This is a genomic window from Bartonella sp. AA89HNZF (assembly GCF_042196905.1).
In the GTDB taxonomy this organism is placed as follows: Bacteria; Pseudomonadota; Alphaproteobacteria; order Rhizobiales; family Rhizobiaceae; genus Bartonella.
The window spans coordinates 23,944-48,918 of the sequence record NZ_JBHIRD010000008.1; the positions used below are offsets into that span (position 1 = coordinate 23,944).

21 protein-coding genes and 2 pseudogenes are annotated in these 24,975 nt (G+C 35.3%); 12 read left to right on the top strand and 11 right to left on the bottom strand.

Annotated features, from left to right (window positions below; all coding sequences use genetic code 11):
* Positions 1-7 precede the first annotated feature (7 nt).
* Positions 8-1,417: a type I glutamate--ammonia ligase gene (glnA, locus tag ACFIN0_RS05135; RefSeq protein WP_375606672.1), complete on the top strand. Its 1,410-nt coding sequence runs from the start codon at positions 8-10 to the stop codon at positions 1,415-1,417.
* A 156-nt stretch (positions 1,418-1,573) separates the two neighbouring features.
* On the top strand, positions 1,574-2,119 hold the full coding sequence (locus tag ACFIN0_RS05140) for a hypothetical protein (RefSeq protein WP_375610437.1): 546 nt from the start codon (positions 1,574-1,576) through the stop codon (positions 2,117-2,119).
* A 375-nt stretch (positions 2,120-2,494) separates the two neighbouring features.
* Here the strand turns inward: ACFIN0_RS05140 and ACFIN0_RS05145 are convergent, their stop codons facing one another.
* Entirely contained in the window at positions 2,495-3,277 is a 783-nt protein-coding gene (locus ACFIN0_RS05145) for an ATP12 family chaperone protein (RefSeq protein ID WP_375608386.1), read from the bottom strand.
* A gap of 941 nt (positions 3,278-4,218) precedes the next feature.
* Here ACFIN0_RS05145 and ACFIN0_RS05150 point away from each other — a divergent pair.
* The gene (locus ACFIN0_RS05150) at positions 4,219-4,506 is read left to right on the top strand and encodes a prephenate dehydratase domain-containing protein (RefSeq protein ID WP_375702065.1); all 288 of its coding nucleotides are present in this window, start codon (positions 4,219-4,221) and stop codon (positions 4,504-4,506) included.
* Between the two features lie 40 nt (positions 4,507-4,546).
* A complete protein-coding gene (locus ACFIN0_RS05155) occupies positions 4,547-4,702 on the top strand; it encodes a hypothetical protein (RefSeq protein ID WP_375608388.1) in 156 nt (51 codons plus the stop codon).
* Here the strand turns inward: ACFIN0_RS05155 and ACFIN0_RS05160 are convergent.
* Positions 4,696-4,899 carry a hypothetical protein gene (locus ACFIN0_RS05160; protein WP_375702066.1) on the bottom strand — a complete coding sequence of 68 codons (204 nt, stop codon included), beginning with the start codon at positions 4,897-4,899 and terminating at the stop codon, positions 4,696-4,698. The two genes, ACFIN0_RS05155 and ACFIN0_RS05160, sit on opposite strands and share 7 nt — an antisense overlap.
* A gap of 32 nt (positions 4,900-4,931) precedes the next feature.
* Between ACFIN0_RS05160 and ACFIN0_RS05165 the strand changes: the two genes are divergently transcribed.
* From ACFIN0_RS05165 to ACFIN0_RS05185, 5 genes and pseudogenes are all read left to right on the top strand, one after another.
* A complete protein-coding gene (locus tag ACFIN0_RS05165) occupies positions 4,932-5,462 on the top strand; it encodes a hypothetical protein (RefSeq protein ID WP_375702067.1) in 531 nt (176 codons plus the stop codon).
* A complete protein-coding gene (locus ACFIN0_RS05170; protein WP_375702068.1) occupies positions 5,462-5,707 on the top strand; it encodes a hypothetical protein in 246 nt (81 codons plus the stop codon). The genes ACFIN0_RS05165 and ACFIN0_RS05170 overlap by 1 nt, the downstream gene beginning before the upstream one ends.
* On the top strand, positions 5,704-6,651 hold the full coding sequence (locus ACFIN0_RS05175; RefSeq protein WP_375702069.1) for a DMT family transporter: 948 nt from the start codon (positions 5,704-5,706) through the stop codon (positions 6,649-6,651). The genes ACFIN0_RS05170 and ACFIN0_RS05175 overlap by 4 nt, the downstream gene beginning before the upstream one ends.
* Complete coding sequence (locus ACFIN0_RS05180) at positions 6,648-7,910, top strand: acetyl-CoA carboxylase biotin carboxylase subunit family protein (RefSeq protein WP_375702070.1); 1,263 nt, start codon at positions 6,648-6,650, stop codon at positions 7,908-7,910. Before ACFIN0_RS05175 ends, ACFIN0_RS05180 begins: the two co-directional genes overlap by 4 nt.
* Positions 7,911-8,032: 122 nt before the next feature.
* Positions 8,033-8,238 (top strand): annotated as a pseudogene (locus ACFIN0_RS05185) (Arm DNA-binding domain-containing protein); the annotation flags it as partial.
* Between the two features lie 897 nt (positions 8,239-9,135).
* Here ACFIN0_RS05185 and ACFIN0_RS05190 read toward each other — a convergent pair.
* From ACFIN0_RS05190 to ACFIN0_RS05230, 9 genes and pseudogenes are all read right to left on the bottom strand, one after another.
* Complete coding sequence (locus ACFIN0_RS05190; protein WP_375702082.1) at positions 9,136-11,889, bottom strand: autotransporter outer membrane beta-barrel domain-containing protein; 2,754 nt, start codon at positions 11,887-11,889, stop codon at positions 9,136-9,138.
* A 1,036-nt stretch (positions 11,890-12,925) separates the two neighbouring features.
* Positions 12,926-13,328 (bottom strand): annotated as a pseudogene (locus tag ACFIN0_RS05195) (hypothetical protein).
* Positions 13,329-13,480: 152 nt separating this feature from the next.
* Positions 13,481-13,882 (bottom strand): hypothetical protein, encoded by a 402-nt coding sequence (locus ACFIN0_RS05200; protein WP_375606682.1) that lies wholly within the window; start codon positions 13,880-13,882, stop codon positions 13,481-13,483.
* A 366-nt stretch (positions 13,883-14,248) separates the two neighbouring features.
* Positions 14,249-14,653: a hypothetical protein gene (locus tag ACFIN0_RS05205; RefSeq protein ID WP_375702071.1), complete on the bottom strand. Its 405-nt coding sequence runs from the start codon at positions 14,651-14,653 to the stop codon at positions 14,249-14,251.
* A 20-nt stretch (positions 14,654-14,673) separates the two neighbouring features.
* Positions 14,674-14,937: a hypothetical protein gene (locus ACFIN0_RS05210; RefSeq protein ID WP_375702072.1), complete on the bottom strand. Its 264-nt coding sequence runs from the start codon at positions 14,935-14,937 to the stop codon at positions 14,674-14,676.
* Positions 14,938-15,934: 997 nt separating this feature from the next.
* Complete coding sequence (locus ACFIN0_RS05215) at positions 15,935-17,311, bottom strand: amino acid permease (protein ID WP_375610429.1); 1,377 nt, start codon at positions 17,309-17,311, stop codon at positions 15,935-15,937.
* A gap of 449 nt (positions 17,312-17,760) precedes the next feature.
* Complete coding sequence (locus ACFIN0_RS05220; RefSeq protein ID WP_375608698.1) at positions 17,761-18,120, bottom strand: hypothetical protein; 360 nt, start codon at positions 18,118-18,120, stop codon at positions 17,761-17,763.
* 398 nt (positions 18,121-18,518) lie between these two features.
* Positions 18,519-20,057 carry a histidine ammonia-lyase gene (hutH, locus tag ACFIN0_RS05225; protein WP_375702073.1) on the bottom strand — a complete coding sequence of 513 codons (1,539 nt, stop codon included), beginning with the start codon at positions 20,055-20,057 and terminating at the stop codon, positions 18,519-18,521.
* 1,307 nt (positions 20,058-21,364) lie between these two features.
* Positions 21,365-22,141, bottom strand: a complete 777-nt coding sequence (locus ACFIN0_RS05230) for a class I SAM-dependent methyltransferase (RefSeq protein ID WP_375702074.1) — start codon at positions 22,139-22,141, stop codon at positions 21,365-21,367.
* Between the two features lie 420 nt (positions 22,142-22,561).
* On the opposite strand from ACFIN0_RS05230, the gene ACFIN0_RS05235 reads away from it, so the two are divergent.
* The 3 genes from ACFIN0_RS05235 to lipB all read left to right on the top strand — a co-directional run bounded on the left by ACFIN0_RS05235 (position 22,562) and on the right by lipB (position 24,900).
* Positions 22,562-23,188: a LemA family protein gene (locus tag ACFIN0_RS05235; protein WP_375702075.1), complete on the top strand. Its 627-nt coding sequence runs from the start codon at positions 22,562-22,564 to the stop codon at positions 23,186-23,188.
* Entirely contained in the window at positions 23,188-24,039 is an 852-nt protein-coding gene (locus ACFIN0_RS05240) for a TPM domain-containing protein (protein ID WP_375702076.1), read from the top strand. The genes ACFIN0_RS05235 and ACFIN0_RS05240 overlap by 1 nt, the downstream gene beginning before the upstream one ends.
* Positions 24,040-24,162: 123 nt before the next feature.
* Complete coding sequence (gene lipB / locus ACFIN0_RS05245) at positions 24,163-24,900, top strand: lipoyl(octanoyl) transferase LipB (protein ID WP_375606691.1); 738 nt, start codon at positions 24,163-24,165, stop codon at positions 24,898-24,900.
* Positions 24,901-24,975: the final 75 nt, after the last annotated feature.

Consider the following 24,975-nt stretch of genomic DNA (forward strand, 5'->3'; position numbering starts at 1 on the left):
ATTGAATATGACAACCGCATCAGATATTATCAAACAGATTGCAGACAACGAAATCCGTTTTGTTGATTTACGTTTTACTGATCCACGAGGAAAATTGCATCACATCACAATGGATATCGCAGAAATCAGCGAGGATACTTTTAGTGATGGTGTTATGTTTGATGGCTCTTCAATTGCTGGTTGGAAAACAATTAATGAATCTGACATGGTTTTAATGCCAGATCCAGCAACAGCACATATTGATCCTTTTTTTGCTCAATCTACTTTGGTCATATTTTGTGACGTACTTGACCCTGTCTCTGGTGAATTTTATCGTAGAGATCCTCGTTCTATCGCCAAAAGGGCTGAGGTTTATATGAAATCTTTAAACATTGGAGATACAATCAATGTGGGTCCAGAAGCAGAGTTTTTTATCTTTGATGATGTGCGCTATAAAACGGACCCTTACAACACAGGGTTTAAACTCGATTCAAGTGAACTTCCCTCTAATGATGATACGGAATATGAAACAGGAAATCTAGGGCATCGCCCACGAATAAAGGGAGGCTACCTTCCTGTTCCGCCGATTGATTCTTGCCAAGATATGCGTTCTGAAATGCTCACAGCACTCAAAGATATGGGTGTACAGGTCGAAAAACACCATCACGAAGTAGCAGCGGGCCAACATGAATTGGGTATTCGTTTTGATACACTTGTTCGCGAGGCTGACAAGATGCAAATTTTTAAATATGTTGTACATCAAATAGCAAACAGTTATGGGAAAACAGCAACCTTCATGCCAAAACCAGTTTTTGGTGATAACGGCTCTGGAATGCATGTCCACATTTCCATTTGGAAAGATGGCAAACCCATTTTTGCAGGAAATGAATATGCTGGACTATCAGAAACCTGTCTGTTTTTTATCGGTGGTGTTATTAAGCACGCAAAAGCAATAAATGCTTTTACCAACCCATCCACAAACTCCTATAAACGTTTGGTTCCTGGTTATGAAGCTCCTGTTCTTCTTGCCTATTCAGCACGTAATCGTTCTGCATCTTGCCGTATTCCAATGAGCTCCTCACCAAATTCAAAACGCGTAGAAGTTCGTTTTCCAGACCCAACAGCAAATCCCTATTTGGCATTTGCAGCCCTTTTAATGGCTGGTCTTGACGGTATCAAAAACAAAATTCATCCCGGACATGCTATGGATAAAGATCTTTATGATCTTCCCTTAAAGGAACTTAAAGAAATCCCTACTGTTTCAGGAAGCCTGCGTGAAGCGCTTGAAGCACTTGACAAAGATCGTGGCTTTCTTAAAGCTGGCGACGTTTTTGATGATGATCAGATTAATTCCTTCATTCAAGTAAAGATGCAAGAAGTCTTGCGTTACGAAACAACACCCCATCCTGTTGAATTTGATATGTACTATTCTGTTTAAACAATTAATACGCATTCTTTTGATTTTAAAAATGGAGGCAAAAGCCTCCATTTTTGTGGATATTCGTCTCATGCAAAAGCGCAAGAGGCTTTTTGCTCATCCGCTTTTCCTTTATAATGCGTTGAATCTCTTCAAATGAATTAACAAAGGTTTCTAATGCCGCGAATTTGTTTTCTCGTTCCCGTTCTTTTATGCATTGTCTTTATCACATCAACAACTAAAGCACATACAATAACCAACCAAATGCTTACAACTCTTGAGAAAGCAACATCTGCTTATAGTAAAGCACTTAAAAATGCCGATGCAAATGCCATCTTAAATGCTATTCCTCCCCAAATCATCAACCGCTTAACCGCCAAAAAAAATCTTAATCAATCACAATTTCTACAAATTATGAAAAGCCAAATAGAACGGTTGGCAGAAAGTTACAAGATTGAAACAATCAACATTGATCAAAAACAAAAACGTGAAGGGACACTTGATAATGGCATTCCTTATTTTGTTATACCCGTGGAGCTTGTAACCGCAACAAATGCTGGAAAAAAATGCTCTATTCAAACTGAAATTATTGCCCTCCTTCACGATAATGAATGGTATTTTATCCGTGGTAATGACGAAGCAATCTTAAACATAACCAATGAAATATTTCCTGGACTTGAAAAAGTAAAAATCAATCCTCTCAAAATCACAAAAATAATGTAACAGCAAAAACAACACATTGATTTATAAATGAATTAGAAAGCTAAATATCGTAAGATTCTCTCATTTCAAATCTGTGTATATTGAATCAATAAAGACCATTTCCTTGTGTGTCAAAAACGGGGCTAGCATATGAGTAAAAACTGTACAAGAAAGAACTAAAAATGCCTCTTATGAACCCTCTCAAATACCAAGGACTGTTCGCAACACCTACGAGCTGGTAAAGTGTATGATGGTACTGGCTTGCTTCTTCACAAGCGTAAAGATGGTGGTGTTCAATGGCTTTATCGTTATACCATTCATGGTTGTCACCGTGAAATGGGCTTGGGTACTCTTTGAGAGATGTTTCTTTAAAAAGCTCAAGGAAATAAAGAAATCTTATAAACATACTGTAGCAATTGTAACCGCAGCATTAAATTCAACTTTTTTATGAGCACGGCGTGCTATTGTTTCTTTATCCGTTCCCCATTGTTCCATCATCCAATCTTCATCTAAATGGGCAATAGACCATGCATGATCAGCATCAATCTTTCCCGCAGCAACAGCAAGAGCAATGAGAGCAGACCCTGTTAAGGTCGTCATCAGATGAAGTGCAGCAAGCATATAAGGAGATTCCACTCTACGTAAATAATTACTGACTGCTTGAAGCGTTTCTGGTGATTGTTCCACATGCATTAGCCCTTCTGTCAAATAAAATCGCGCACCCAATTTTTCTTCTGCCCAATCTAATAAAGGATCCCATTGTTCAGATTGTTTTTGCACCAACTCTTTAGGTGTCTGCGCACGATAAAAGATCATATCACATGCAACGAAACGCAATAAATCTTCAAACACAGCCTGCATATCATCAGCGATACCATCAATAACAGTATTAACCAAACGTGTCATCGGCATTTTTACCGGATCAACAACGTGCTGTTGACTCTCAAATTCTTGAGCAACGAATTCAGCAAATACTTGTGTTGGCACATGAAAATGACGCCTTGCGGGCGTTTTAACAGAACGTTCATCTAATAAGATAGTAAAACCTCTTTCCTCACAAGCAATTTTCACTTGTTTATAAAATCGTTTTGGGTGTGATTGGCATGAAAGATTTTGAGTCTGTTGAACAGAAATCTTTTTATTCAATGGCATATCAAAATGATCCAAAATCTCACGCATATTATTTACCTCTGATCTTTTTAAGAAAGAGACTATTTTTTCTAAGTTTTATATATTTTAATAAGATTTAATCCACCCTTCCCACACCTCAAAGAAGGAAAAAGATTCTTGCCAACCTCACTCTAATTTAAGAGTTATATTTCATGTTTCTTTTACAAACAAGCCAATGATGATACCTTTTCATATATTCAATACAGTCACAACTGTAGAATATTTTTTAAAAATATTATTTTAATTAAAAAGTTAAATATATTGAATGAGATGGTAAAAGCAATCGTGTTTTACCATTCTGTTCGTTATCCACCTACAATAGTGCACTCGATACGAACAGCTAAAAAATACTTTTTGCAAAATTTTAAAGTAGAAAAAAGCTTATTATCCCCAAAAGAACAGTGTGCTTTACACATCATCAACTTTTGCTTCACCATTCCAATAATTCTCTAACATATCCAATAAACACCCCCTGCATAGAATCTTTTCTCCCTAATAACTCCCCTAAATAACGATATTTTATGGCAATAGGGCAATGACAAGACAAAATTATAATCGTAAATTTTCTTTTACCTATACATATGTTTTCTAAAGCACTAAATTATTTAACTTATTTTTCTTAATATACTTCACATACTGCACTAGCTTAAATTTAATTGTATAATTATAGAGTGTAGAGGTCGTGAAACCTGAAAATAATACTTTAATACACTTGGCCCTGCAGAAACTAACTGTGCAACTGTGGCTTAATAGTGGCTTGACAATCATAATCAAAATATTTTTTCCTCTGATTCAGAATCGCGTATTATCTTATACGCAACTCTTGAAGAAGCCTTTGATGAACTCGCTCAGAAAAAGGATGGTTATCTCCTAAGCTGTGCGGCTTACCCCGACTTGCATACATTTATATTCACCCGTTTAGGTGACATGCAATTATTTAATAGCTTTTCATGCCTACCCATTCTATGGTTTTAGCTAAACACAATAAGGCTGATGAAATTAAAATCGTAGCGACTCATCCTACTCCGCAATCTCTGGTAGCTCATCAATATGACAAAGTATTTGCCAACAGCAATGCTGATGCAGCCGTTCTTTGTAAGGCTGAAAAAGCCGATGCTTGTATCACAACATCGGTTGCAGCAAACCGTTATAAGCTGAATATTATGAAAAATTTTGGACAAGTGCCAATGGCTTTCTTGCTCCATTCGCTAAAGTCAGCTCATTATAAAACAATCTGAAGCTCCTCTTTCTATTGTTAACTTGGTTGACAAATTCCGTATGCGTCAAGAACGAGATGGGAGCATTAAGGAACCAACTTCAGCAGATAGTAATATGATTAATGAATTGATCACTCTACTCAATCATCATGCAGATATAATTGACGGATTATCTCCGGAACTTTTGGTGACCACTTCTGATGATCTTCATCAGTGAATGCTCAGCGGTTTAACTACCCCTCCTAAACTTGATAACACCTTGACTGCTTTCAAAGCGCCATTAACAGATGCTCCCCTATTTTTCTTGGCTCCAATGCGTGCAACAAATGAACCTGATCCAGAAGGATTCCGACTGGAATTAGACAGGATATCGTCATGAAACGGACTATCTTGCCGACGCCTCAAAATATACAAAGGATTATGTATCACCTTTTCAATGTATAAAAATGGGAAGAGCATCAAAAGGTTTTTTAGAAGGCAATTACATTGTTTTATTCCCAAAATCTGTGCAACTGCTAAAAAAATTGACAAACAAGCATTTGCTTTGTTTGTTCAGCAAACTCTTTGATATTTACAACAAGCAAACAATTGTGAAAGCTGAAAATTTACTCGGTCGAGATAGTAAATTCCTGTTCAGTCAATTGCATAGTCGTAACTTATCTAAAGAAGACATTTACGATGTTCACTGTTTATGGGGGTATTATCATGACTATGCACATCATACTGGACCGCAACCATTAGATAAGAATCTGTATATAAAATTAAATTGGTTTACAGATCTTCTAGAAGAAATTAAAGTTAACTTAGTTACAGTGCGTATTATGCTAGAAGACTGTTCAAAGTTTTGGAAAGAAATAACTGAATTTATCCTCTTAGAACGCATATTTCGTTATCCAAAAGATTCTGATCAGCATATGACATTCGATGCTGGTACAGGGGTGATGCTGGTACAGGGGTCTTGCTTTTTGAAATATTGATGCGAAACAAAGCATTGATTGAAACGGATCAAGGAGGTATCTTTAATTTGGAGCATCTCAAACAAGTAATAGCATTGATGATTGCAGCTATAGAAGCACTTGAAGCATTAGATGATGATGCTTATTTGGCAGGAGCTAAGGATTATATCCAAGATAATCTTGGAAAACCACAGACCTCAAAGTCACGATTTAACTTTTCAACATCATCTTATGCACAGTACATTATTGTGGGATTAAATCATTGAGTTTCTTAAAAGGACGGTTATTCCTATTTACCTTTGCTATTCTAGCATTGTTTTCCATAAGTTGGTTATTATCTAAGAATTTGGTTAGCAATATACCCGTCATGCATGCGGTTGGACTTAGGTTGTTTGCCACCGCTGCCGCCTTATGGTTAATTGCACTATTTCGTGAGAAAGCCGTTTTCAGATCCCTACCATTGCTTTCCATGATACCTGCTTTTTTTATTCTCTCAGTGTTAGGATTCTCGCTGTATTTTGTATGCAGTTTTGGTGCATTAAAATCACTCAAAGCCAGTGATTTAACCATGGTGCTCGCTACTATTCCAGGAATTACTTATATATTAGGTGCATTGACAAATGTCCTTAAATTCTCATGGCTGAAGCTTAGTGGAGTGATAATTGTCAGTGTAGCAGCTGTAGCATTCAATATAAACAGTGGAGAAGGTGGATATTATAACCTGATAGGAGTAGGTCTTGCCTTAACAGCAGCACTTTCTTACTCTGCTTATGGCTTATTGTCTAAACGTTATCTTAAACATTTACCTTTGCTCACCTCACTGGCTTGGATTACAACAATTTCTGCCGCATCATTTATGCCATTATTCATTTTTGATCCTACCCCACTCTTATATCTTAAGTTAGAAGATGTATTTAAGATATTGATTTTAGGAACTATTTGCTCGGCACCAGTTTACGTTTTGTACCAAAAAGTTTTAGCTGAGGGAGGTGTATTATACGCCAACACTATTGGCGTATTATCCCCTTTTGCAGTGGTTACATGTGAATGGATAATCGGCTCGAGCCCTTCTCTCAACATTATCAAAATAATTGCTATGATGATGGCTGTTATAGGAATGACATTCTTATTTATAGATGCATCAAAGGTATCTGGATGGCAACAAAAACGTCGTGCCACAAATTCCAAATTTAATAAGGAAACAAAATGAAAAAACTCGCATTAGTTTGCCAGCGCAATACAAAGCTCCCGTTTATATTTGAAGCAGCACAAGCAGCTAATATCGAATTAGTAATGATCTATGATACCGCTGAAAGCGCTCCTATTCAACACCCCGCAGCAGTCAGTGAAACTTGGCAACTTCCTGTTTTTGATAAGCCAGAGGCAGCTCTAGACGCTTTTGCAGTAGGCGTAAAAGAACGCAATATTGCTGGGGTTATGACCCTTCGCGAAGAAGCCATTCTATGGACAGCTTTGGCTGCCAAAAAAATCAACACTCCAAGTATTGAACCAGAAGTAGCAGCATTAACCAGAAACAAATATCTCATGCGTCAAGCTTTTGCTAAAGCAGGCTTAAGAACACCAAAATTTCTGTATATAGATAATCCAGAAGACCTATCACAAACACAAACCTTAGACTATCCGCTCGTTATTAAACCCGTCTCTGGGTGGGCGAGTACAGGCGTCATGTTAGCTAAAAATCCTGAAGAATTTTCTAAGCTCATCAAAGCTGTATGGAATATTCAGCATAAAGATATGGCACGTTTTAATGATAAAAATAAACCTGTAGGTTTAATCGTAGAGCAATATTTGCCAGGAAAAGAATTTGTCGTAGAATGTTTTGTTGATACAACAGGTGTGCATGTTTTAGCCGTTGGCGACAAAGGACAACCTGAAGGACCATGGTTTGAAGAAACAATTTATCGTCAACGCTGTGATATAGATGATCCTTTAATTATTGCTTTATGTGAGGCTGCATGCTCTGGAGTCAAAGCTCTTGGTATAAATATGGGAGCTGCCCATGTAGAGCTACGCCTAGATGCTAATAATTTACCTTATATCATTGAGATCGGCGCTCGTATAGGTGGGTCAGGTGTCTCCCATTTTATTGTAGAACAAGGTACAGGAATTTCATTTGCAAAACTCTGTATGAATGCCGCTTTAGCTGAACAAAATTTAGATCTTCCTGATGTCCTCCCAGCTAAAAAAGTGGCTGCAAATTATATTATTCCTCTTCATGGGGATGGACGCTTCTCTGGATTTTTAGGTCTCGATAAGGTCGTACAACATCCACAAACTAGCAGAACTATCATTTTCTTTGAAATGGATCATATTTCACCACCTCCACCAGCATTTGGTGGATATCCTGGCTTTATTTTCTCTGTTCATGCCTCAAACAAAGAAGCGTGCAATTACCATAAATGGCTTGATGACACTTTAAACATCATATGGCAAAATACTGACTTATAAAAACAATTTATTGTTTTGCATGTTGAATGAGCGTTCCCAATATTGGAGAACTCTCTCATCCCAACCCTGTTTATATTTAATCAGTCAAAACAATTTTCTTACACGTTACAAAAGAAGTAAAAATGCCTCTTATGCATCATCTTACGACAAGAGCTGTAGCAAAAAACATTGGAAGCTGGCAAAGTGTGTGATGGTGCCGGCTTGTTACTTCATAAGCGTAAAGATGGGAGGCTCAATGGATTTACCGTTAGACCATTCAAAAATGCCGTCGCGAAAGGACTTTTGGAACGTTGAGAGAACTTCTTTAAAACAAGCGCGTAAAACTGCACCCACTGGAAATACCATATTTATCAATAAGCCGATAAAGATATTTCTCTTACCCTTTTCAAAACCTAATGATTGAGGAAGCGATGATCTACTTTTACACCCCATTTTAATAGACTCTCTTCAATATCTCCATATTTCAAACCATAAAGAAAACTTGTCATCGACTTTTTCGATATGATCAATCTCTTCTCCCCACGCCTTAAAGAAAGAAGAAAATCTTACCACTTTCACTCCGATTTAAAAGTTATATTTCATCTCTATTTAACAAACAAAACAACGGCCTTGTTCATCTATTCAGCAACAATTCTAACAATTTCTTCAAAGGATTTATCTTGATTTTAAAATTAAAGATAGTGAATCTTATGGTGAAAGGAAGCACACTTTACCACTTTTCTTATTCCCCACTTACAATAATGCACTCGATTCCAAAGCTTCAAAAACGCTTTTTGCAAAATTTAAAAGTAGAAAAATGCCCATTATCCATGAAACTATAGAGTTGTGCATTCTTTCCCTTCACATATCCTTAAAAGCAAAGGCTCTCAATCAGCACAAACAATATTCCCCTGCCTTTTTTCATGCCTGATATCAGCATACCTTACACAACAGTGTTTTATGGCATAATAAGATAACAATGCTGTTCTTTTAAAAAGATGATAACGAAGGTATCCCAAATATTTATAGCCAAAACAAGACAAAAAAATTTAGAATCTAATAGACCAATTTTTTAAAAGCATTTAAGAAATGCTATACTCAATAAAAATAAATCAACGTGATACTTTCATATTTATTAAAGTACATGGGACTCTTGTTAAAAAATTCTGCACAAACAGTGGTTTTAGTTCTCGACAACAGAACAAGATTTTGAAAATCACATTTATTATTTTTAAAATAAGAGTGATTAAAAATGATAGCGCAATCCACCAGAAAAACGAACTCCAGAAAAACCCGCCTTTGTTAACGTATGCTGATAGCCAAGATCACTGTAAAGTGTAACTTTAGAAGAAAACTGTGAATTGACACCCAAGCCAACCTCTAAGGAAGAACCAAAAGAACTCAACTGGAAAACATCTTTAAAATGAACAAATTTTTCTTTATCAAAACAATGAGTAAGATGAATATTGCCATAAAAAGAAGTGATACGATCCTTTTCAGATGCTGAAAATGTTTTATTTAAACGCCCACCGATACGCACCAACCATTGACCTATTTTTTTCATCTCAACATCAAATCCATCAATATCACGAAACTTATTAAATTGAAGATGTTGATAAATAAGCTGAAGTTGCGGATCAAAAATAAGATCTTCATATCCTGTCATAAACACTTTACCAGCAGAAAAGGAAACGTTCAAAGGACTTGCTTTTAATGTCGCCGTCTTACCCCAAGCATGGGTAAGCACATCCCCTTTAAACAAACCATAAGATAAAAGACCATCTACATAAAAACCAGTGTTGTTTTCCACACTAGCGTATGCCGTAAATGACCATTTATTAAACGTACTCTTTTGGCTTCGTTCCACGTTACGAGGTTGTAAGGAAAGCTTTCCATAGGTTCCCATAATCCCAAAAAATGTCGTACTATATGCGCTTTCTATTGTTTTGAGCAAAATATCTGTTTTTATAGCGTTATAATCAACATGACCATCGTACCCATATTTAAGTGTAGAAAGATCTGAGACATAACGATAACGCCCACCATAACTGTGAATAGATAAAGCAAAATTCTCTTCGTTTTTTAACAATTTACGAGAAATAGACCGCGTAGCTTGCAACTGTTTTTGTTGATGACGAATATCCATGAGTCCAACATGAAACAAAGCATTTGGTAACAAAAGATAGGTCGGAACTTGTGGAACAACCTCTCTGACCTTTAACTCAGAAGGGGGAATAGCAGACACCTCTAAAACAGGCTGAATATATTTACTTTCAAGGCGGAAATCCCAAAAGTCTCCATCTCCTTCAACCAATCTTTGAGAAGTTTGTGCATTTCCAAGAGAAGAATTCGGACCATAAGCATGAAGATAATATTGGTAAGGCAAACCCTCTAATGCAATATAAGCACGATCTAACTGAAAAGAATCTTCTGCCGCTTTTCCAGAAACCTGAATAAGTGAAATACTATGAGCCTTTTCACCGGTTGCTATCTCCCCCTGATTTCCTGGAACAAATTGCACATAAACTGTGGTTTTCCCAGAAACATCACCATGTACCAAAAGTCGGTCAGTCTGTTTATTATCAAGCAAACCATCACGACTGAGATGTGTATTGAGATAAATATCTGCACTATCTTGCGCACTATAAACTTCTTTCTCTCCCTTCCCAATATAAAGTGTCTGATACTCCTGAAACATTGGCGTTTCAAAAGCAATCAAACTATCAGAAAGTTTTACAAATGAAATAAATGAACTTGTACGGTTTGCAATATGTGAATCTATCGCCCTTCTTTTTGTTACGAACCATTTTGATCCTCCTGTTAAATAAAGCTCAGCAATAGAATCATCAGCAACACGAGTTCCTCCTATCAATGAAGAAGAATCAGCCAAAATCGCTACAGCCCCCCCCTTTTCAGCTGTTAATAATAAGTCACCAAAAATTTTTGTGCCTTCTGTTACTGCAATATAACTACGACTGTTATGACTATGAATAGCTGTTCCATCTGCAACCTCAAAAACCGTCCTTTTCAAAAAAACTAGTCCTTGTTCGTACGCATTGTTCCCTCCCCCCATCTCAAAATGCATACCATGTTTGTTACCGATTGCCTTAATTGTTGAATCTTCAATATTAACCCGCGAAATTAAAATATTTTCATTCCAGCCAACATTGGATTGTGCCTTAGAATCTTGTCCAACCATTAAAACATGAACATTTGTAGAAACAATATTAGTCTTCTTCAAATAAACAGAACCACGCTGGTCTACATTGAAAACTGTATACGCAATTTTTTCATTTGTATTTTCTTTATCTTCTGTTTTTTGACGTTTTGAAGTAATGGTAACATCATCTAAAGTTGCATTTCCCCTTATACCCACATAAAGTGCAGCGGCATCATTTACATCAATAAATCCACCTGTCATCTGAATGCCCGCATCAGCACCAACGAAAAGAGCACTCTCTCGACCAATACCCTGACCTTCTACTTTAATTTTTGTATTCGTTAACCTAACAGCTGCTTCTTGCTTCTCTGCATAAGCAGCTATATGAGAAGCTTCAACTGTTCCACGATTGACCTCAATTATTCCACTATCAGCTTTAAGACCTACTGATACATTTTTAAAAGCTGAATCGCTTAAAACAATTCTTCCCCCTCGTGATACAACAGCACCATAAATATCTTCTATACCTGAAATTCCTTCAACCTCTACACGCATTGCCTGAATAACTGTATTAGGCTCCTGTACTACTATAGCAGCAGGCAATATGAGAGAACTACCTTCCCCATTCTTTTCTTTAACAGGTGCAGTGAACTTATATATTTTATCACTAATTGTATGCTTTGCACCATCTCTGCATTCATAAGGTAATTTGTTTTCATCACATGACAGTAATACAAATGAACGAGAATGTGCCTCAATATTTGTGTTTAACAAAAAAGAAAAAATAGCTGCCGTAAAAACACACGAATATAAGCGATTTTTAGATACCATGCTTATCATTATTTTCAAAACTTTCTTTTTCTCAACAAACACAAAAAATGCCGGTAAAAAATAAACCATACATTAAATACGATAAGAATAAAACAAACAAAGTTATTTTACTATTTTACTGATAAATGACATCATTTCATAATATGTTTTGTATTTTATGTAAAGAAAGAACAAAAAACTTAATAATACCATTTAGGATTACGCTCTCTTAAAGAACTAATCCACCAATTGCTGAGAATGGCAACACAAAGTGTCGGAAAAATAATCTCAAAAAAACTTGAAGAAAGGCAAACTTTGGAGAGATATAATCTTAAATTTCTTTCACTACCCAAAAATAAAAATACAATAAAATGAGAATAATTGTTAAGATTTAAAAACTCAAAATGTCTTAATAAAAACACAACACTATGAAATAAACTATACAAAAGTTATAATTGCACCATTTCTTCTACAACAAAAACCTAAGGAAATGCTCACTAGCGTATAAGTTAATGTAGGTATCTAATTCTATATAAAAGCTGTAAACTACCTAGTGAAAAAATTGAATAAATTTTCTCGTAAGTTCCTATCATCAATGTTTTCAATTCATCAATAAACCACTCTAAAAGATATCATCTCGAAATAGACCATAAAATAAAAAGATATTTACATCAAAATTACTTGCATAACGCTTTAATATCTTCTGATAAAATGTAAAATACAATAAAACACTCACTTTCCTGAAATTAAAAAACATCAAAATAAAATATTTCATCAAATTCATTTTTATAAAAGTAATCTATTTATTATCGTTAAAGAGGATATTTTAGCAAAGCTATTCTTTGCCATTTTTTATATTGAATAACCTTCTCTAAAAATGCTAACCATCCCCCAATATTATTATCATCTGAAAATAATACATTGCTAAGCTAGTTTCTAATGAATATAACTATATCGAGGGTAAAAGAGCAGCACTTTTACTCCCTCACCCCTATTAATATTTTCATTGAACTATTACTTTAAAGATGAATATATTTTACTGTTAGGTCACTTTTTCAAAACTTTTCTATTTTTTATCATTCTGAAGACGTAACATCAAATCTTGTTTTTGTTTCAAAGTATCATTGTCCATAACCTTCTGATACCCTGCTACCATTAAATTGACTAAAAATGAATCACTTCGCGGTGTTGATGAAAAATAGATTCCCTTTGAATCCTGCAATTTGTACCGATAACCTGCTTTAGTCATACACTCATAAATTGCTGCAAATTCACTTGCACGCGAATCCATATTTTCAGAAGAAACGTAGATTGGTTTCCATCCACATTTTAACAGTGCTTGTTGAACCATAGATTTATTGACACCAAGCTTTTCCCCTCATGCCAATATCGATGGGGGAGATTTACTAACACATCCCGCAGAGCTTAAAAAAAATCATAGCACTCAATAATTTCAATATTTTTTTCATTTTCCCCCTCCCTCAATATTTACGAATAAAAAAGCCTATAACTCTGTGCTAATTTTTTCACATGTAAGATTGCTAGTCTATTGAGAAAAACAATCCCGCCCCCCTTGCGAGAACAAAAATATAAGGATTATTGATTACAACAGCATCAATATTTAAGGTTGACATTCGGGCTGCTCTTTGTTCTCTTCACAATGAGGACTATTCAAGCGCCTCTCTACACTTCGCTGAGGAATAACAGCATCAGGCTGACAAATTGGAAGATTTTCATACTTTTCACACCACTTTACCCTTCCCAATTTATCTTGGAAACCTGCTTGTATCATGCATGCATTCACAGACTCCTCTGCATTGAATCTCTCATCAGTACTTGTTTCTGTATCAAAACGACCATCAAGATACTGTATTCCACACTCTAACAGAGCTTTTTTTATCTCAAGTTGATCAGCACCAGACTTTTCCCATGCATCTACAGCTGTTTGAGAAGGCTTTTCTGGATAACATCCAGCCATAACAAATAGGGTCATCCCACTTAATAATTTTAAAATCTGCTTCATTTTCCTATCCTTGAATAATTTGATATTATGAAACAATCCATAAATTACTTTACATGCTGTTTTTTCACTTCCAAAATAACGATGAACATTATCAACCTTCATGGTTATTTATCTCTTTCCGATAATTATGCCACCGATATTATATCAAAAATACAGCAAAATTACTACTTAAATCGTATTCTATCAACGTTATGCATATAATTATTCTCAATATTTTGATTACAACCAAGATAGATATTTTATATTATTGCGCCAACAGTTGTAGTCCCCATAAATAAATAGCATTGACATGCTGAATTAAGCCATCCCCACACGGGCATGAGAAACATGAAGGTAGGGATTGTTGATCGTCACAAACAGCAAGACTTAAGGTTTGCATTCAGGTGCATTTTTATATTTTTTACAAAAAGGGCTGTTTAAGCGCTTCTTGACACTGCGCTGTGGAACAACAGCGCCTGGACGACAAATCGGGGGATCTTCGGCTTTATGATTCTCGCACCAAGTCCCTCCCCCCACTTTATCACGAAATCCCGATTGAACCATACAGGCATCAATAGTTGCCCATGCATTGTAGCTGAGTTTTCTGTTTTCTGGATCGGCATCAATAAGGCTTGGCATACCACATTCTAACAAAGCTTTTCCTACCTCAGTAAAATCAGTAACACCATTTTTCTCCCACGTAGCCACCTCTCCTGGAGGAGGTTTATTAAACTGGCACCCAGCTATACCCAATAGAATTATCGCACTTAATAATTTTAAGGTTTGTTTCATTTTTTCCTCCATGATTTAATTCAAGGCTTTTGTTCTAAATGAGATATGCCATAAAACTTTTGGCATTTCGGACCCGCATCTCCAAGACAGGTATGGGAGCTTATGGGATTCATGATCACTCTCCACCATTCTGTCCACCAGTTACTACCAGCAGGTGCTGTCTCGTAAGTATAGTCATTGCCGCCAATAATTCTGCTTACAAAGTCAAATCTATGCCCATCAAAACCTGTTTCATGCCTCTGTGAATGACCGCTATGATGGTCTGTCATGCTAACAACCGTCATACTTTCTTCCATTACATTGATATCTTGACCAGAAATCAGATGAGAAGCAATAATCGTAGCATCTCATTGTACATCCATATCAACTTTGCCTGTTACCTCAAGGATAAACGGAATCATTGTTGTGTGTATTTCAGAGCTATTGGAAGACTTCTCGTGTAAAAAGCCACTTTCCGATGATTGTTTTTTCTGGTCGTAGTGTTCTTGAGCGCCTTTTATGGTAATATTAAATAATTTTGCACCGAAATACAATTGCGGAGTGCATTTTGTCCGCCTCCACTTGTAATAAAAACTACTCTCGTATCAATATTATAAAAAATAAGTTTGATCCTTCCTCTTATGAGAGCAATAACAATAAGAATCGTAAAACTGTCACACGTTCATTGTTCTTTTTAATTTACTCTTCTATGAGATTTTATTGTAATACCTTGCTGCTGTTTATTAAAGTTTTTATAAAAACAATGATACAATGCCTTATGTAACTTTGTTATCCACTATTTTCTACCAACGCCAATTCTCTTTAAGAAAAAAGAATAGAAAAAAACTTCACCCCTTCTTTTCAAGAAAAGACATAAAGAACTTTATCTTCGTTTCTAAAAGCAATAGTAATTTTCTAAACAACAAAATTTAAGCAACCAATTTTTTAAAGAGCTTAAAAAACAATTCTTACAATAACTTCTCTTGTAAAACAGAACTTCATTAATACGTTTAGAAAAAGATATCTGCCTATAATCTTGTATCTGGTAAAATCTATTTGCGCTGTTAGGCATTTTAACCTGAAAGACTTATATTGATAGCACAGCTCACCATCAAAAAACGCCTAATATTTATATGATTTGGTCGTTACCGTAAGCAATGGCTCACAAAAACTTCCAAAGCAAAATAATAACGAGCAGATTTTTTCAATCTAGATTGTTCTAACCTTTAGAGAATAACAATCAAACACCTGTTTTCCTGATGACATCAGCTATTTGTTTTGAGTTTTATCTCTATTCACATTTTATTGCTGTTTCTTTTGCTTAAAATTATAAAGTTTAAGTACATAGAAACAAACAACAAGCCAAGCAATCCAACTAACACCTATAATTAAAACCGGTCGTGTCTCATCAAAATACCATAAGAGAATAAAAATAAAAACCATAAATAAAATAGAAAAAATCGACCCTATTGGCCAAAATGGAATGGGAAATTTTAAACCATTCTGTGCTTCTTTAGGCATCTTAATTCGCATAGAAAATTGTGAAAGTAGAATCATCATCCAAACAAAAACTGTCGCAAATGTTGCCATTGCGGCAATAAGAAAAAAAAGCTTTTCATGATAAAAATAATTAAGGAGAGCACCAAGAAGAAAGATACCGAAGATCATCAAAATAACAAAAACTGGTATACCATTTTTTGATAAATATTGAAACTTTTTTAAAGCATAACCTTCCTGCGATAAACCATGGATCATACGACAAGCACCATACATTCCACTATTCATTGCTGAAATAGCCGCTGTAACAACAACAATATTTAAAATATTTGCTGCATACGAAATCCCAAGATTTTCAAAAATAGATACAAAAGGGCTATCCATAAGACCAATCTCATTCCAAGGATAAAGAGACATTAAAATAGCTAACGTCATGACGTAAAAAAGCAAAATACGAACTGGAGTAGAATTAATTGCCTTTGAAATCGTTTGATGAGGGTTTTGAACTTCCATAACTGCCATGCCAATAATTTCTATGCCACCAAAAGCAAAAACAACAACACTAAAGCAAGCTAAAAAACCAAACCAACCATTGGGAAAAATACCACCATTTTTCCATAAATTATGAACAGTAACGGTAGAAAAATCTGCACCTTCACCCCACCCCCAAAAAATAATTGCTATTCCTAAAATAATCATCGCAATGATAGCTATAACTTTAATAGAAGAGAGCCAAAACTCTAGTTCACCATAGACTTCTACAGCAGCTAAATTAATGCCTGTGATGATTAATGTAATACTCAGTGCCCATACCCAAGGAGCAACATCAGGATACCAAAAACCCATATAAGTCGCAAAAGCTGTAATATCAGCCAAACCAACAAGAATCATCTCAAATACATATGTCCATCCCGTTAAAAAACCTGCTAATGGTGATATGTAATTTGCCGCATAACGAGCAAAAGAACCAGGCAATGGATTATGAAGTATCATCTCTCCTAGAGCCCGCATAACCATAAAAATAGCTAAACCAGCAATACAATAGGCAATCAAAACACTGGGACCCGCAAGCTTAATTGCCTGTGCAGACCCATAAAAAAGACCTGTTCCAATAGCAGAACCAAGAGCTAAAAAAATAACTTGGCGCTTACTCATACCCCGTTTCAGTTCATTTATTGCCATTTCTTTCCTTACTTTTTGAAATGCTGACAATCCACACCACGATAACAGCCCTATGATAAATAAAGCCTCATGTTTCTTTCACAAATATATTTCAAAAAACATCGAAGACCAGCCAGTCCAACACTTTGCTCTAAACAATGAAAAAATACTTTTATTGCGAATTATTCAGCTTTTATAGCCTACAATTTCGTATTATTTTATTCAAATAAAGTGATAATGATTTTTTTCACAATTGTCATTTAATTCATTTCGTATTCTCTAGTTTTTTACAGAGAAAATTAACCTTAATGTAATCTAAACTTTTAGGCTTCTCTTTCGGTGCACTGAAATAGAAGCCTAAAAATTCATAACAAACACATTAACTATGCATAAAATTAATTTTTTGTTACTTTAAGCAAACTTTCTTTGAGCCCATAAAACAAACTTTTTATGCCAATTGAATAGCTCAATCAATGATAATACGAATCTCGCAAGTCTTCAAAAGCATGAGAAAATTTATCTAGAACCCATCTTTTAAGGACTCCAGCTGTCTTAACGACAAGCTTTCCAATGAAAAAAAAATATACGATAAAAAGAGCATCTTTGATTATTGGTCCGATGATAGCGTTCTCATTACCTCTGGGAATTTGCCCTGAGATAGCAATAAAATCTTTGTTTTTCGCTGAAATAAGAGGCTCTTTCTCTTGAGCCACTATCATAATGAAAACTTCCTCTGGAAAGCTAGCTCTCCTAAAATTTGCATGAATCTCAAGAATTTGAGAGAAAAAAAGAACTGTTATTGAAACACATAATTTAGCACTTTTAAACATTCTTTTCTCCTTTTTTATTTTAAATATCAAAAATGAACTATAAAATTCATAAAGTATTAAAAATAAGAAGAATATAAAATAAAAATTTTATTTTTACTTGATACAATACATATATCATAATTTATATTTATAAAAATACAATATCACGAATATATAATTCGCATATATTATTTAACTTATATTAAAATTTCTGATATAAATCAGAAAATATAGGTGCTTTAATTTTATAGTTTCTATAAAATAACAAAATATCTAGTTAACTACAAAAATCAGATATATACAGTAATAAATATATAATTTATTAAATAATTCAAATATAGTATTGCTCTTCTATATTTTCATATGAGGAAGTTTCAAAATTCAATATCCCCCCTTCAGCATTGACCTTAAAACAAATACTATTGAAAACTTAATGGAGGAAAAATTGTTTCTGGTAAAACAGATAATAAGTGCCCTTCACGCACAAGTATATGTGCTTGATGAAGATCTGGAGCCAGATAGCGATCTTCCTTAAGAGAAGCAACATTTTTTCGTAAACATTCCATAACAGATTGCAAAAAAGTACTTGTTTTTAAAGGTGCACGATATTCAATTCCTTGTGCCGCAACAAGCGTTTCAATGCCAATAAGTATAAAAAGGTTTTCACTCATGACCAATAACCGACGAGCGCCATGGCAAGCCATTGAAACATGATCTTCTTGATTAGCTGAAGTAGGTGTTGAATCAACGGAAGCAGGATAGGCCATTTGCTTATTTTCAGACATTAAAGCTGCTGCTGTTACTTCAGCGATCATAAAACCTGAATGAAGACCTGGATTATGCGCTAAAAAAGCTGGAAGTCCATAAGAAACTGCTGGATCAACCATAAGAGCAATACGCCGCTGAGAAATAGATCCTATTTCACACAAAGCAAGAGCGATCTGATCAGCAGCAAACGCTACAGGTTCAGCATGAAAATTTCCACCTGATACAACTTCACCATTCCTTAAAATCAAAGGATTATCTGTAACAGCATTTGCTTCAATAATAAGTGTTTTTGCTGCGGCTAACAAAATATCAAAACATGCCCCCATGACCTGTGGCTGGCAACGTATACAATAAGGATCTTGTACACGCTCATCCCCCTGTAAATGTGCTGCACGAATTTCTGAATCCTCTACAAGCTTTTCTAATGTTTTCGATACGGCAATCTGCCCATAATGTCCTCGTAAAATATGGATATCAGGATGAAATGGCACCGTTGATCCCATGAGGGCATCTGTTGTCAAAGCTCCTGCCAGCAATCCACCACACAATGCCCGATAACCTCGAAAAAGACCGGCAAGTGCAAGGGCTGTTGAGGTTTGAGTCCCATTAATAAGAGCGAGACCTTCCTTTGCCTTTAAAATAATAGGCGACAATCCCGCTTTTTCTAACGCAGCTGCTCCACTCATACGAATATTTTTAAAAAATGCTTCTCCCTCTCCCATCATAACAGCCGCCATGTGAGCAAGTGGGGCTAGATCACCGGAAGCGCCAACAGACCCTTTTTCAGGGATGACAGGAATGACGCCCTTTGCAAGCATATTTTCCAGCAAATTTATCAATTCTAGACGAACCCCTGAAGCCCCTCTTCCTAAAGAGATAAGCTTTAAGCTCATTATCAAACGCACAATATTTTCTGCTAAAGGTTCTCCCACCCCACAACAATGGGACAAAATAAGATTTCTCTGTAAAACAGCAACATTGTCCGCATCAATTTTAATGGAAGCCAATTTCCCAAAACCAGTATTAACACCATACACGGGCTTACTTCCAGCAGCAATTTCAGAAATGCGCTGCGCTCCTTTCTCGATAGCTAAATGCGTATTATTATGAAGTTTACCCACTTCTCCATTAAAATAAATATCTTTAAGTTCACTAAGCGTTACCTCGCCCGGTTTTAGTGTAATCATCATGATTTTCTTTCTTCGTTCATTAAAGTACAATGCTTAACATTATTGATCTTTCTATAAAACAAAAAAAACTATAACGACTCTTTAAAGCGATAATGCTTTCTTAAAGATATTCCTTACAATGGAGTCATTATCCAAAAGTAGAATAGTTGACGATAAATGAAAATGAAATATTGACAAGCACAACCAAAGTAATGGATTTCAAAAATAGATAACACTTTAATTTATAATCATAATCTAGCATGCTGCATATTAAATGAGAGAGCTGAATATCTTAAAACTCTCTCATTCCAAATCTGTGTATGTTGAATAAATCAAAACCATTCGCTTGCACGTAATAAGCGAGATTGGCGTATGGATAAAACTGTAAAAAAGGACTAAAAACTCCTCTTATGAACCGTGTCAAAGGCTGTCGCAACATTGGGAGATGAAAGTGTGGATGGTGCAGGCTTATTCTTTTATGAAGCGTAAAGATGGAAAACTCAATGGATTTATTATCAAGCTATTCTTACTAAACTTATAAAAACCTTAAATAGATAGCTGTCACAATCTATCATGATTGCAAAAATCAAACTCTATAGAAAATTAAAAACTTATTCAACACATCACAACAGAGAAGAAATTGAGCTTATTTGCCACTTCTAAAATTGTATTTAAAGCGCCAGATTAAAACTTGAAAAACACATCTTCAATAAAACCACATAAGACTTGGCCTAACCCGTTATTTAAAATAGAAAATAAAAGAAGTTTTCTTATATCAAAAAAAATAATTAATATATTGTTTTATATTATATCTTTTAAAAAGAGAAATGCTTCATATAGCATATTTATATTTTACTTTTTTGTTATACTGAATCTAAATTTAGAGATAATTTCAAAATGAGTTGTTTTTTGAAGGTTCTTCCAAGCCATTACCTTTTTTACTACAAATTTCTGATTATGATAATTTTTTGTACTTTTTCAGTTATTTTTGTCAAAATTTATTAAAAACACTCTCATAATAAAAAGCAATCATAAAAACAAAGACTTATCAAATATTTCTATTCAATCTACCTCTTTCCATTTTATAAAATAATCTGTTGTTAAACTGCAGTAAAGAAAGTGTTTCGATGCTATAATGCAGTGCATAAATTTTCTATTTAAACTCTCTCATATCAAGTGAACAATGAAAATCAGACGTAATAAGATGTCAACGTGAATGCTGAAGAAAAAAACCGTCCCCCTCAAAACCTGCCTTAATAAGGCGTTAATTTCCTGAATACCGCCCACTCTGATGTGCTAAAAGAGCAAAAGCAATCATCGATATCCGATTATCCTGTATACATATAGAGCTCACTTCGATACAAAAGCTCCAAATTACCTTGCACTTCATATTTCTTTATCAATGCAACCAATTGCCGCAAATATTCTTCTCCATAGCGAGCAATAGCGCGTTGCGCTTGCGTTGAAGAGCGGCTCATTCCAATAAAAGCTTCAGATGGGATCATCATCGTCCAATTGTGCGTATGAAAAGAAACCTTTTCCGATTTTACCCCAAAGCCATCACTCATTTCCTGTAAAAAATCAAAATTACGATAATAACGGGAATAATTTGGACTCATCTTCTCTAACAATGTCTCATAAGCCTCTAGAAATTCGCTATGCTTGAAATCACGATTATTTTGAATAACCGCCATGACACCATTGACCCGAAGTTGATCTGAAATAACGCAAAGCAATTTAGGGCGATCCATCCATTGAAATGCCTGCGCTGCAACGATAAGATCTACCTTGCCTATTTGAGGCAATAGATCTTCGGCTCGGCCCTGATACCAACGCACGTTCGGAAATTTTCTTCGTCCCTGCTTAATCATATCTTCCGATACATCAATAGCATGATATTGGTGCTCGTTGCCTAAAAATTTAACAATCCCCTCTAATGCGATGCCTGTCCCAGCGCCTACATCCACGATGGACAAATTCTTTTTGTTCTTAAAAGGAAAGAGCATGGTCTTAAATAAAGTAAGGGGATAGCGAGGACGATAGCGATTATAATCATCAGCCAATCCGTCAAATTTTTCACTTTGCTGTTGGACACTTTCTATCATAGAACTTTGTCTCTCCTTACAGTTGCTGATATACATAATTAAAAAGTATTTTTATCCAATATGTTAAGCATAACTTCTAAAGGAAGAAAATAAGAACTGCCCTGACCTTCTATCTTTCCATAAGATTGATACTTACATTTTTCTCTTTTCCAATTGTTATCTGCACGTTGCGAAATCCAAAACTCCTACGAAAATAATATAATTTTCTGTAATAATAATTGATATAAATATTATTGATCTTTTATAAGATGACATCTATATTACTATTATTATTTTAATATCAACAAGTCACTTAAGCGTACCTAAAACGCATAGAGATATCAGTTTATTGATAAATACGCCTGTTTATAAATTTCAAAATACTTTCCACCAAGAAAATAAACCCTATATAATACATAAAATATCTGTGGAGACATCTTTATGTTAAATGTACAAACTTCTTCAATGTTTAAAATATTAAAAAAATTTCCAATCGTGATTTTTTTGGCATGGTTAGTGCCACTTTTAAGTGGGTGCGGATTTAATACGATACCAACAAATGAAGAAAAAGCACATGCAGCATGGAGTGAAGTGCTCAATCAATATCAACGTCGTACAGATCTCATCCCCAATCTTGTAGAAACAGTTAAAGCTTACGCAGCTCATGAACAAAGTGTTTTCACAAATGTAATTGAAGCACGCGCTAAAGCAACACAAGTCAACATTAATGCAGATATGTTGAATAATCCAGAAGTTATGCAGCAATATCTCAAAAATCAAGCAAATTTATCAAGTGCACTTTCGCGGCTTATGGCTGTTGTTGAAAACTATCCGGATCTTAAAGCAAACCAAAACTTTCTTGCTCTTCAATCACAATTAGAAGGAACAGAAAACCGTATTTCCGTTGCGCGCCGCGATTATATTGAAACAGTACGTGCCTACAATACTGCACTCAAAACAATGCCGACGATGATTTGGGCAAAATTATGGTTTCGCGATGCTAAACCTATGCCAACTTTTACCATCGATACGGATAGCCAACAAACACCAAAGGTTAATTTTAATTAATGAAATCATTTCGATACTCTTTGCAACGTATTGTATTTCCACAATTATGGGCCTTTATCTGCTCTCTGTATTTAGTTGCTGCATTGGGAAGTATCGCTTGTTCGCAAACAAAATTTCCTCATTTAACAGGTTATGTTAATGATGTGGCTCATTTGCTCGATAATGCAACCAAGGAAGACTTGACAAAAAAACTGGCAGCACTCGAAGAGAAAACGGGAGATCAAATTGTTCTTGTGACACTCCCTACTCTTTCGGGCAACGATATAGAAACATACAGCAATTCTCTTTTTCGTACATGGGGATTAGGCCAAAAGAAGATCAATAATGGTGTATTACTGGTCATTGCACCGAATGAACGCACAGCACGTATCGAAGTTGGATATGGTTTGGAAGGAGAGCTAACAGATGCCATTTCTTCTGTCATCATTAATAGCTTCATGATTCCTAATTTTCGTGAAGGAAATTATCAAAAAGGGATTGTCGAAGCGGTTCATGCAATTATCAAAGTAATCACACAAAGTGATGCTGATTTTTCTTTTCGAATCAATCAAAAAGCTAAAGCTGTTGAAGAACAACGTAAACAAGCTGAAAAAGAAGAAATGATTATCAATACAATCATGTTTTTCATTCTCTTTATAGTCGTTGGTTTGCCCATTCTTGCAATGATTTTTGGTAAAAAAGTAGGCCCACAAAAGTATCTTTGGATGGGGATTATCTTCACACCTTGGTTTCTTAACTTAAGTGCCGGTGGCAGATATCCTGGTGGAAAGTTCGGAGGTCCTCGAGGTGGAGGGGGATTTAGGGGTGGTGGTGGATCATCAGGTGGTGGCGGTGCAACAGGAAGATGGTAAAACGAGCATATAACGATTTTTTTATAAAATTCATTGCACTTCTTATAAACTATCTCTTAATTTTATTCTTTTTTTATTTTTCTGATTACAATATAAACTCAAACATCAAGATAAATATTACTAATGACATTTGAATTGAAACATACGGATCGTAATCACTTATCACATCATTTTAATGCAATTCTAGGCAATCCACCAGTTGAATGGAAGATAAGTGATCATCTAGTTGAGTATCCTGAAGCTCTGCGTTATATGCAAGAACGTGTAGAAAAAATTCTTGCAAAAACCGCACATGAACAAGTTTGGCTTCTTGAACACCCTTCCCTTTATACAGCGGGGACGAGTGCCAACAAAAAAGATCTTTTAGCACCCCATTTATTCCCTGTTTATGAAGCAGGACGTGGAGGTGAATTTACATATCACGGTCCAGGACAACGTATTGCTTATATCATGCTTGATCTTAAACGCCGAAAACAAGATATTCGTGCTTTCATTAGTGCATTAGAAGAATGGATCATACAGATGCTTGCAAATTTTAATATTAAAGGCGAACGACGAGAAGATCGCGTTGGTGTCTGGATTAAACAGCCTCATTGCCCATCAAAACAAAATGATCTTTCTTCTGAAAATAAAATTGCAGCTATTGGCATTCGAGTGCGCAAATGGATAAGCTTTCATGGAGTTTCTATCAATGTTAATCCTAATTTAGCCCATTATTCAGGAATTGTTCCTTGTGGAATTACAAACCATGGTGTAACAAGCTTTCTTGATCTAGGGTACTCTGTAACAATGTATGATATTGATATCGCTCTCAAACACGCTTTTGAAGAAATTTTTGGTCCAACAATTGATGTTTCCTAAGTGCATTGATTTTTAAATAAAAAACAGGCATAAAATTTATTTTAATAAATATTTTATGAGGTGGATAGTTAAACG

What these genes read in the sequence shown, in the direction of transcription:
- ACFIN0_RS05190 (WP_375702082.1), bottom strand. Translation starts at nt 11,889, where the DNA reads ATGATAAGCATGGTATCTAAAAATCGCTTATATTCGTGTGTTTTTACG.
- ACFIN0_RS05235 (WP_375702075.1), top strand. Translation starts at nt 22,562, where the DNA reads ATGTTAAATGTACAAACTTCTTCAATGTTTAAAATATTAAAAAAATTT.
- lipB (WP_375606691.1), top strand. Translation starts at nt 24,163, where the DNA reads ATGACATTTGAATTGAAACATACGGATCGTAATCACTTATCACATCAT.
- ACFIN0_RS05170 (WP_375702068.1), top strand. Translation starts at nt 5,462, where the DNA reads ATGCGAAACAAAGCATTGATTGAAACGGATCAAGGAGGTATCTTTAAT.
- ACFIN0_RS05210 (WP_375702072.1), bottom strand. Translation starts at nt 14,937, where the DNA reads ATGACGGTTGTTAGCATGACAGACCATCATAGCGGTCATTCACAGAGG.
- ACFIN0_RS05220 (WP_375608698.1), bottom strand. Translation starts at nt 18,120, where the DNA reads ATGTTTAAAAGTGCTAAATTATGTGTTTCAATAACAGTTCTTTTTTTC.
- ACFIN0_RS05240 (WP_375702076.1), top strand. Translation starts at nt 23,188, where the DNA reads ATGAAATCATTTCGATACTCTTTGCAACGTATTGTATTTCCACAATTA.
- ACFIN0_RS05150 (WP_375702065.1), top strand. Translation starts at nt 4,219, where the DNA reads ATGCCTACCCATTCTATGGTTTTAGCTAAACACAATAAGGCTGATGAA.
- ACFIN0_RS05180 (WP_375702070.1), top strand. Translation starts at nt 6,648, where the DNA reads ATGAAAAAACTCGCATTAGTTTGCCAGCGCAATACAAAGCTCCCGTTT.
- hutH (WP_375702073.1), bottom strand. Translation starts at nt 20,057, where the DNA reads ATGATGATTACACTAAAACCGGGCGAGGTAACGCTTAGTGAACTTAAA.
- ACFIN0_RS05140 (WP_375610437.1), top strand. Translation starts at nt 1,574, where the DNA reads ATGCCGCGAATTTGTTTTCTCGTTCCCGTTCTTTTATGCATTGTCTTT.
- ACFIN0_RS05205 (WP_375702071.1), bottom strand. Translation starts at nt 14,653, where the DNA reads ATGAAACAAACCTTAAAATTATTAAGTGCGATAATTCTATTGGGTATA.
- ACFIN0_RS05145 (WP_375608386.1), bottom strand. Translation starts at nt 3,277, where the DNA reads ATGCGTGAGATTTTGGATCATTTTGATATGCCATTGAATAAAAAGATT.
- ACFIN0_RS05155 (WP_375608388.1), top strand. Translation starts at nt 4,547, where the DNA reads ATGCGTCAAGAACGAGATGGGAGCATTAAGGAACCAACTTCAGCAGAT.
- ACFIN0_RS05165 (WP_375702067.1), top strand. Translation starts at nt 4,932, where the DNA reads ATGGGAAGAGCATCAAAAGGTTTTTTAGAAGGCAATTACATTGTTTTA.
- ACFIN0_RS05200 (WP_375606682.1), bottom strand. Translation starts at nt 13,882, where the DNA reads ATGAAGCAGATTTTAAAATTATTAAGTGGGATGACCCTATTTGTTATG.
- ACFIN0_RS05215 (WP_375610429.1), bottom strand. Translation starts at nt 17,311, where the DNA reads ATGGCAATAAATGAACTGAAACGGGGTATGAGTAAGCGCCAAGTTATT.
- ACFIN0_RS05230 (WP_375702074.1), bottom strand. Translation starts at nt 22,141, where the DNA reads ATGATAGAAAGTGTCCAACAGCAAAGTGAAAAATTTGACGGATTGGCT.
- glnA (WP_375606672.1), top strand. Translation starts at nt 8, where the DNA reads ATGACAACCGCATCAGATATTATCAAACAGATTGCAGACAACGAAATC.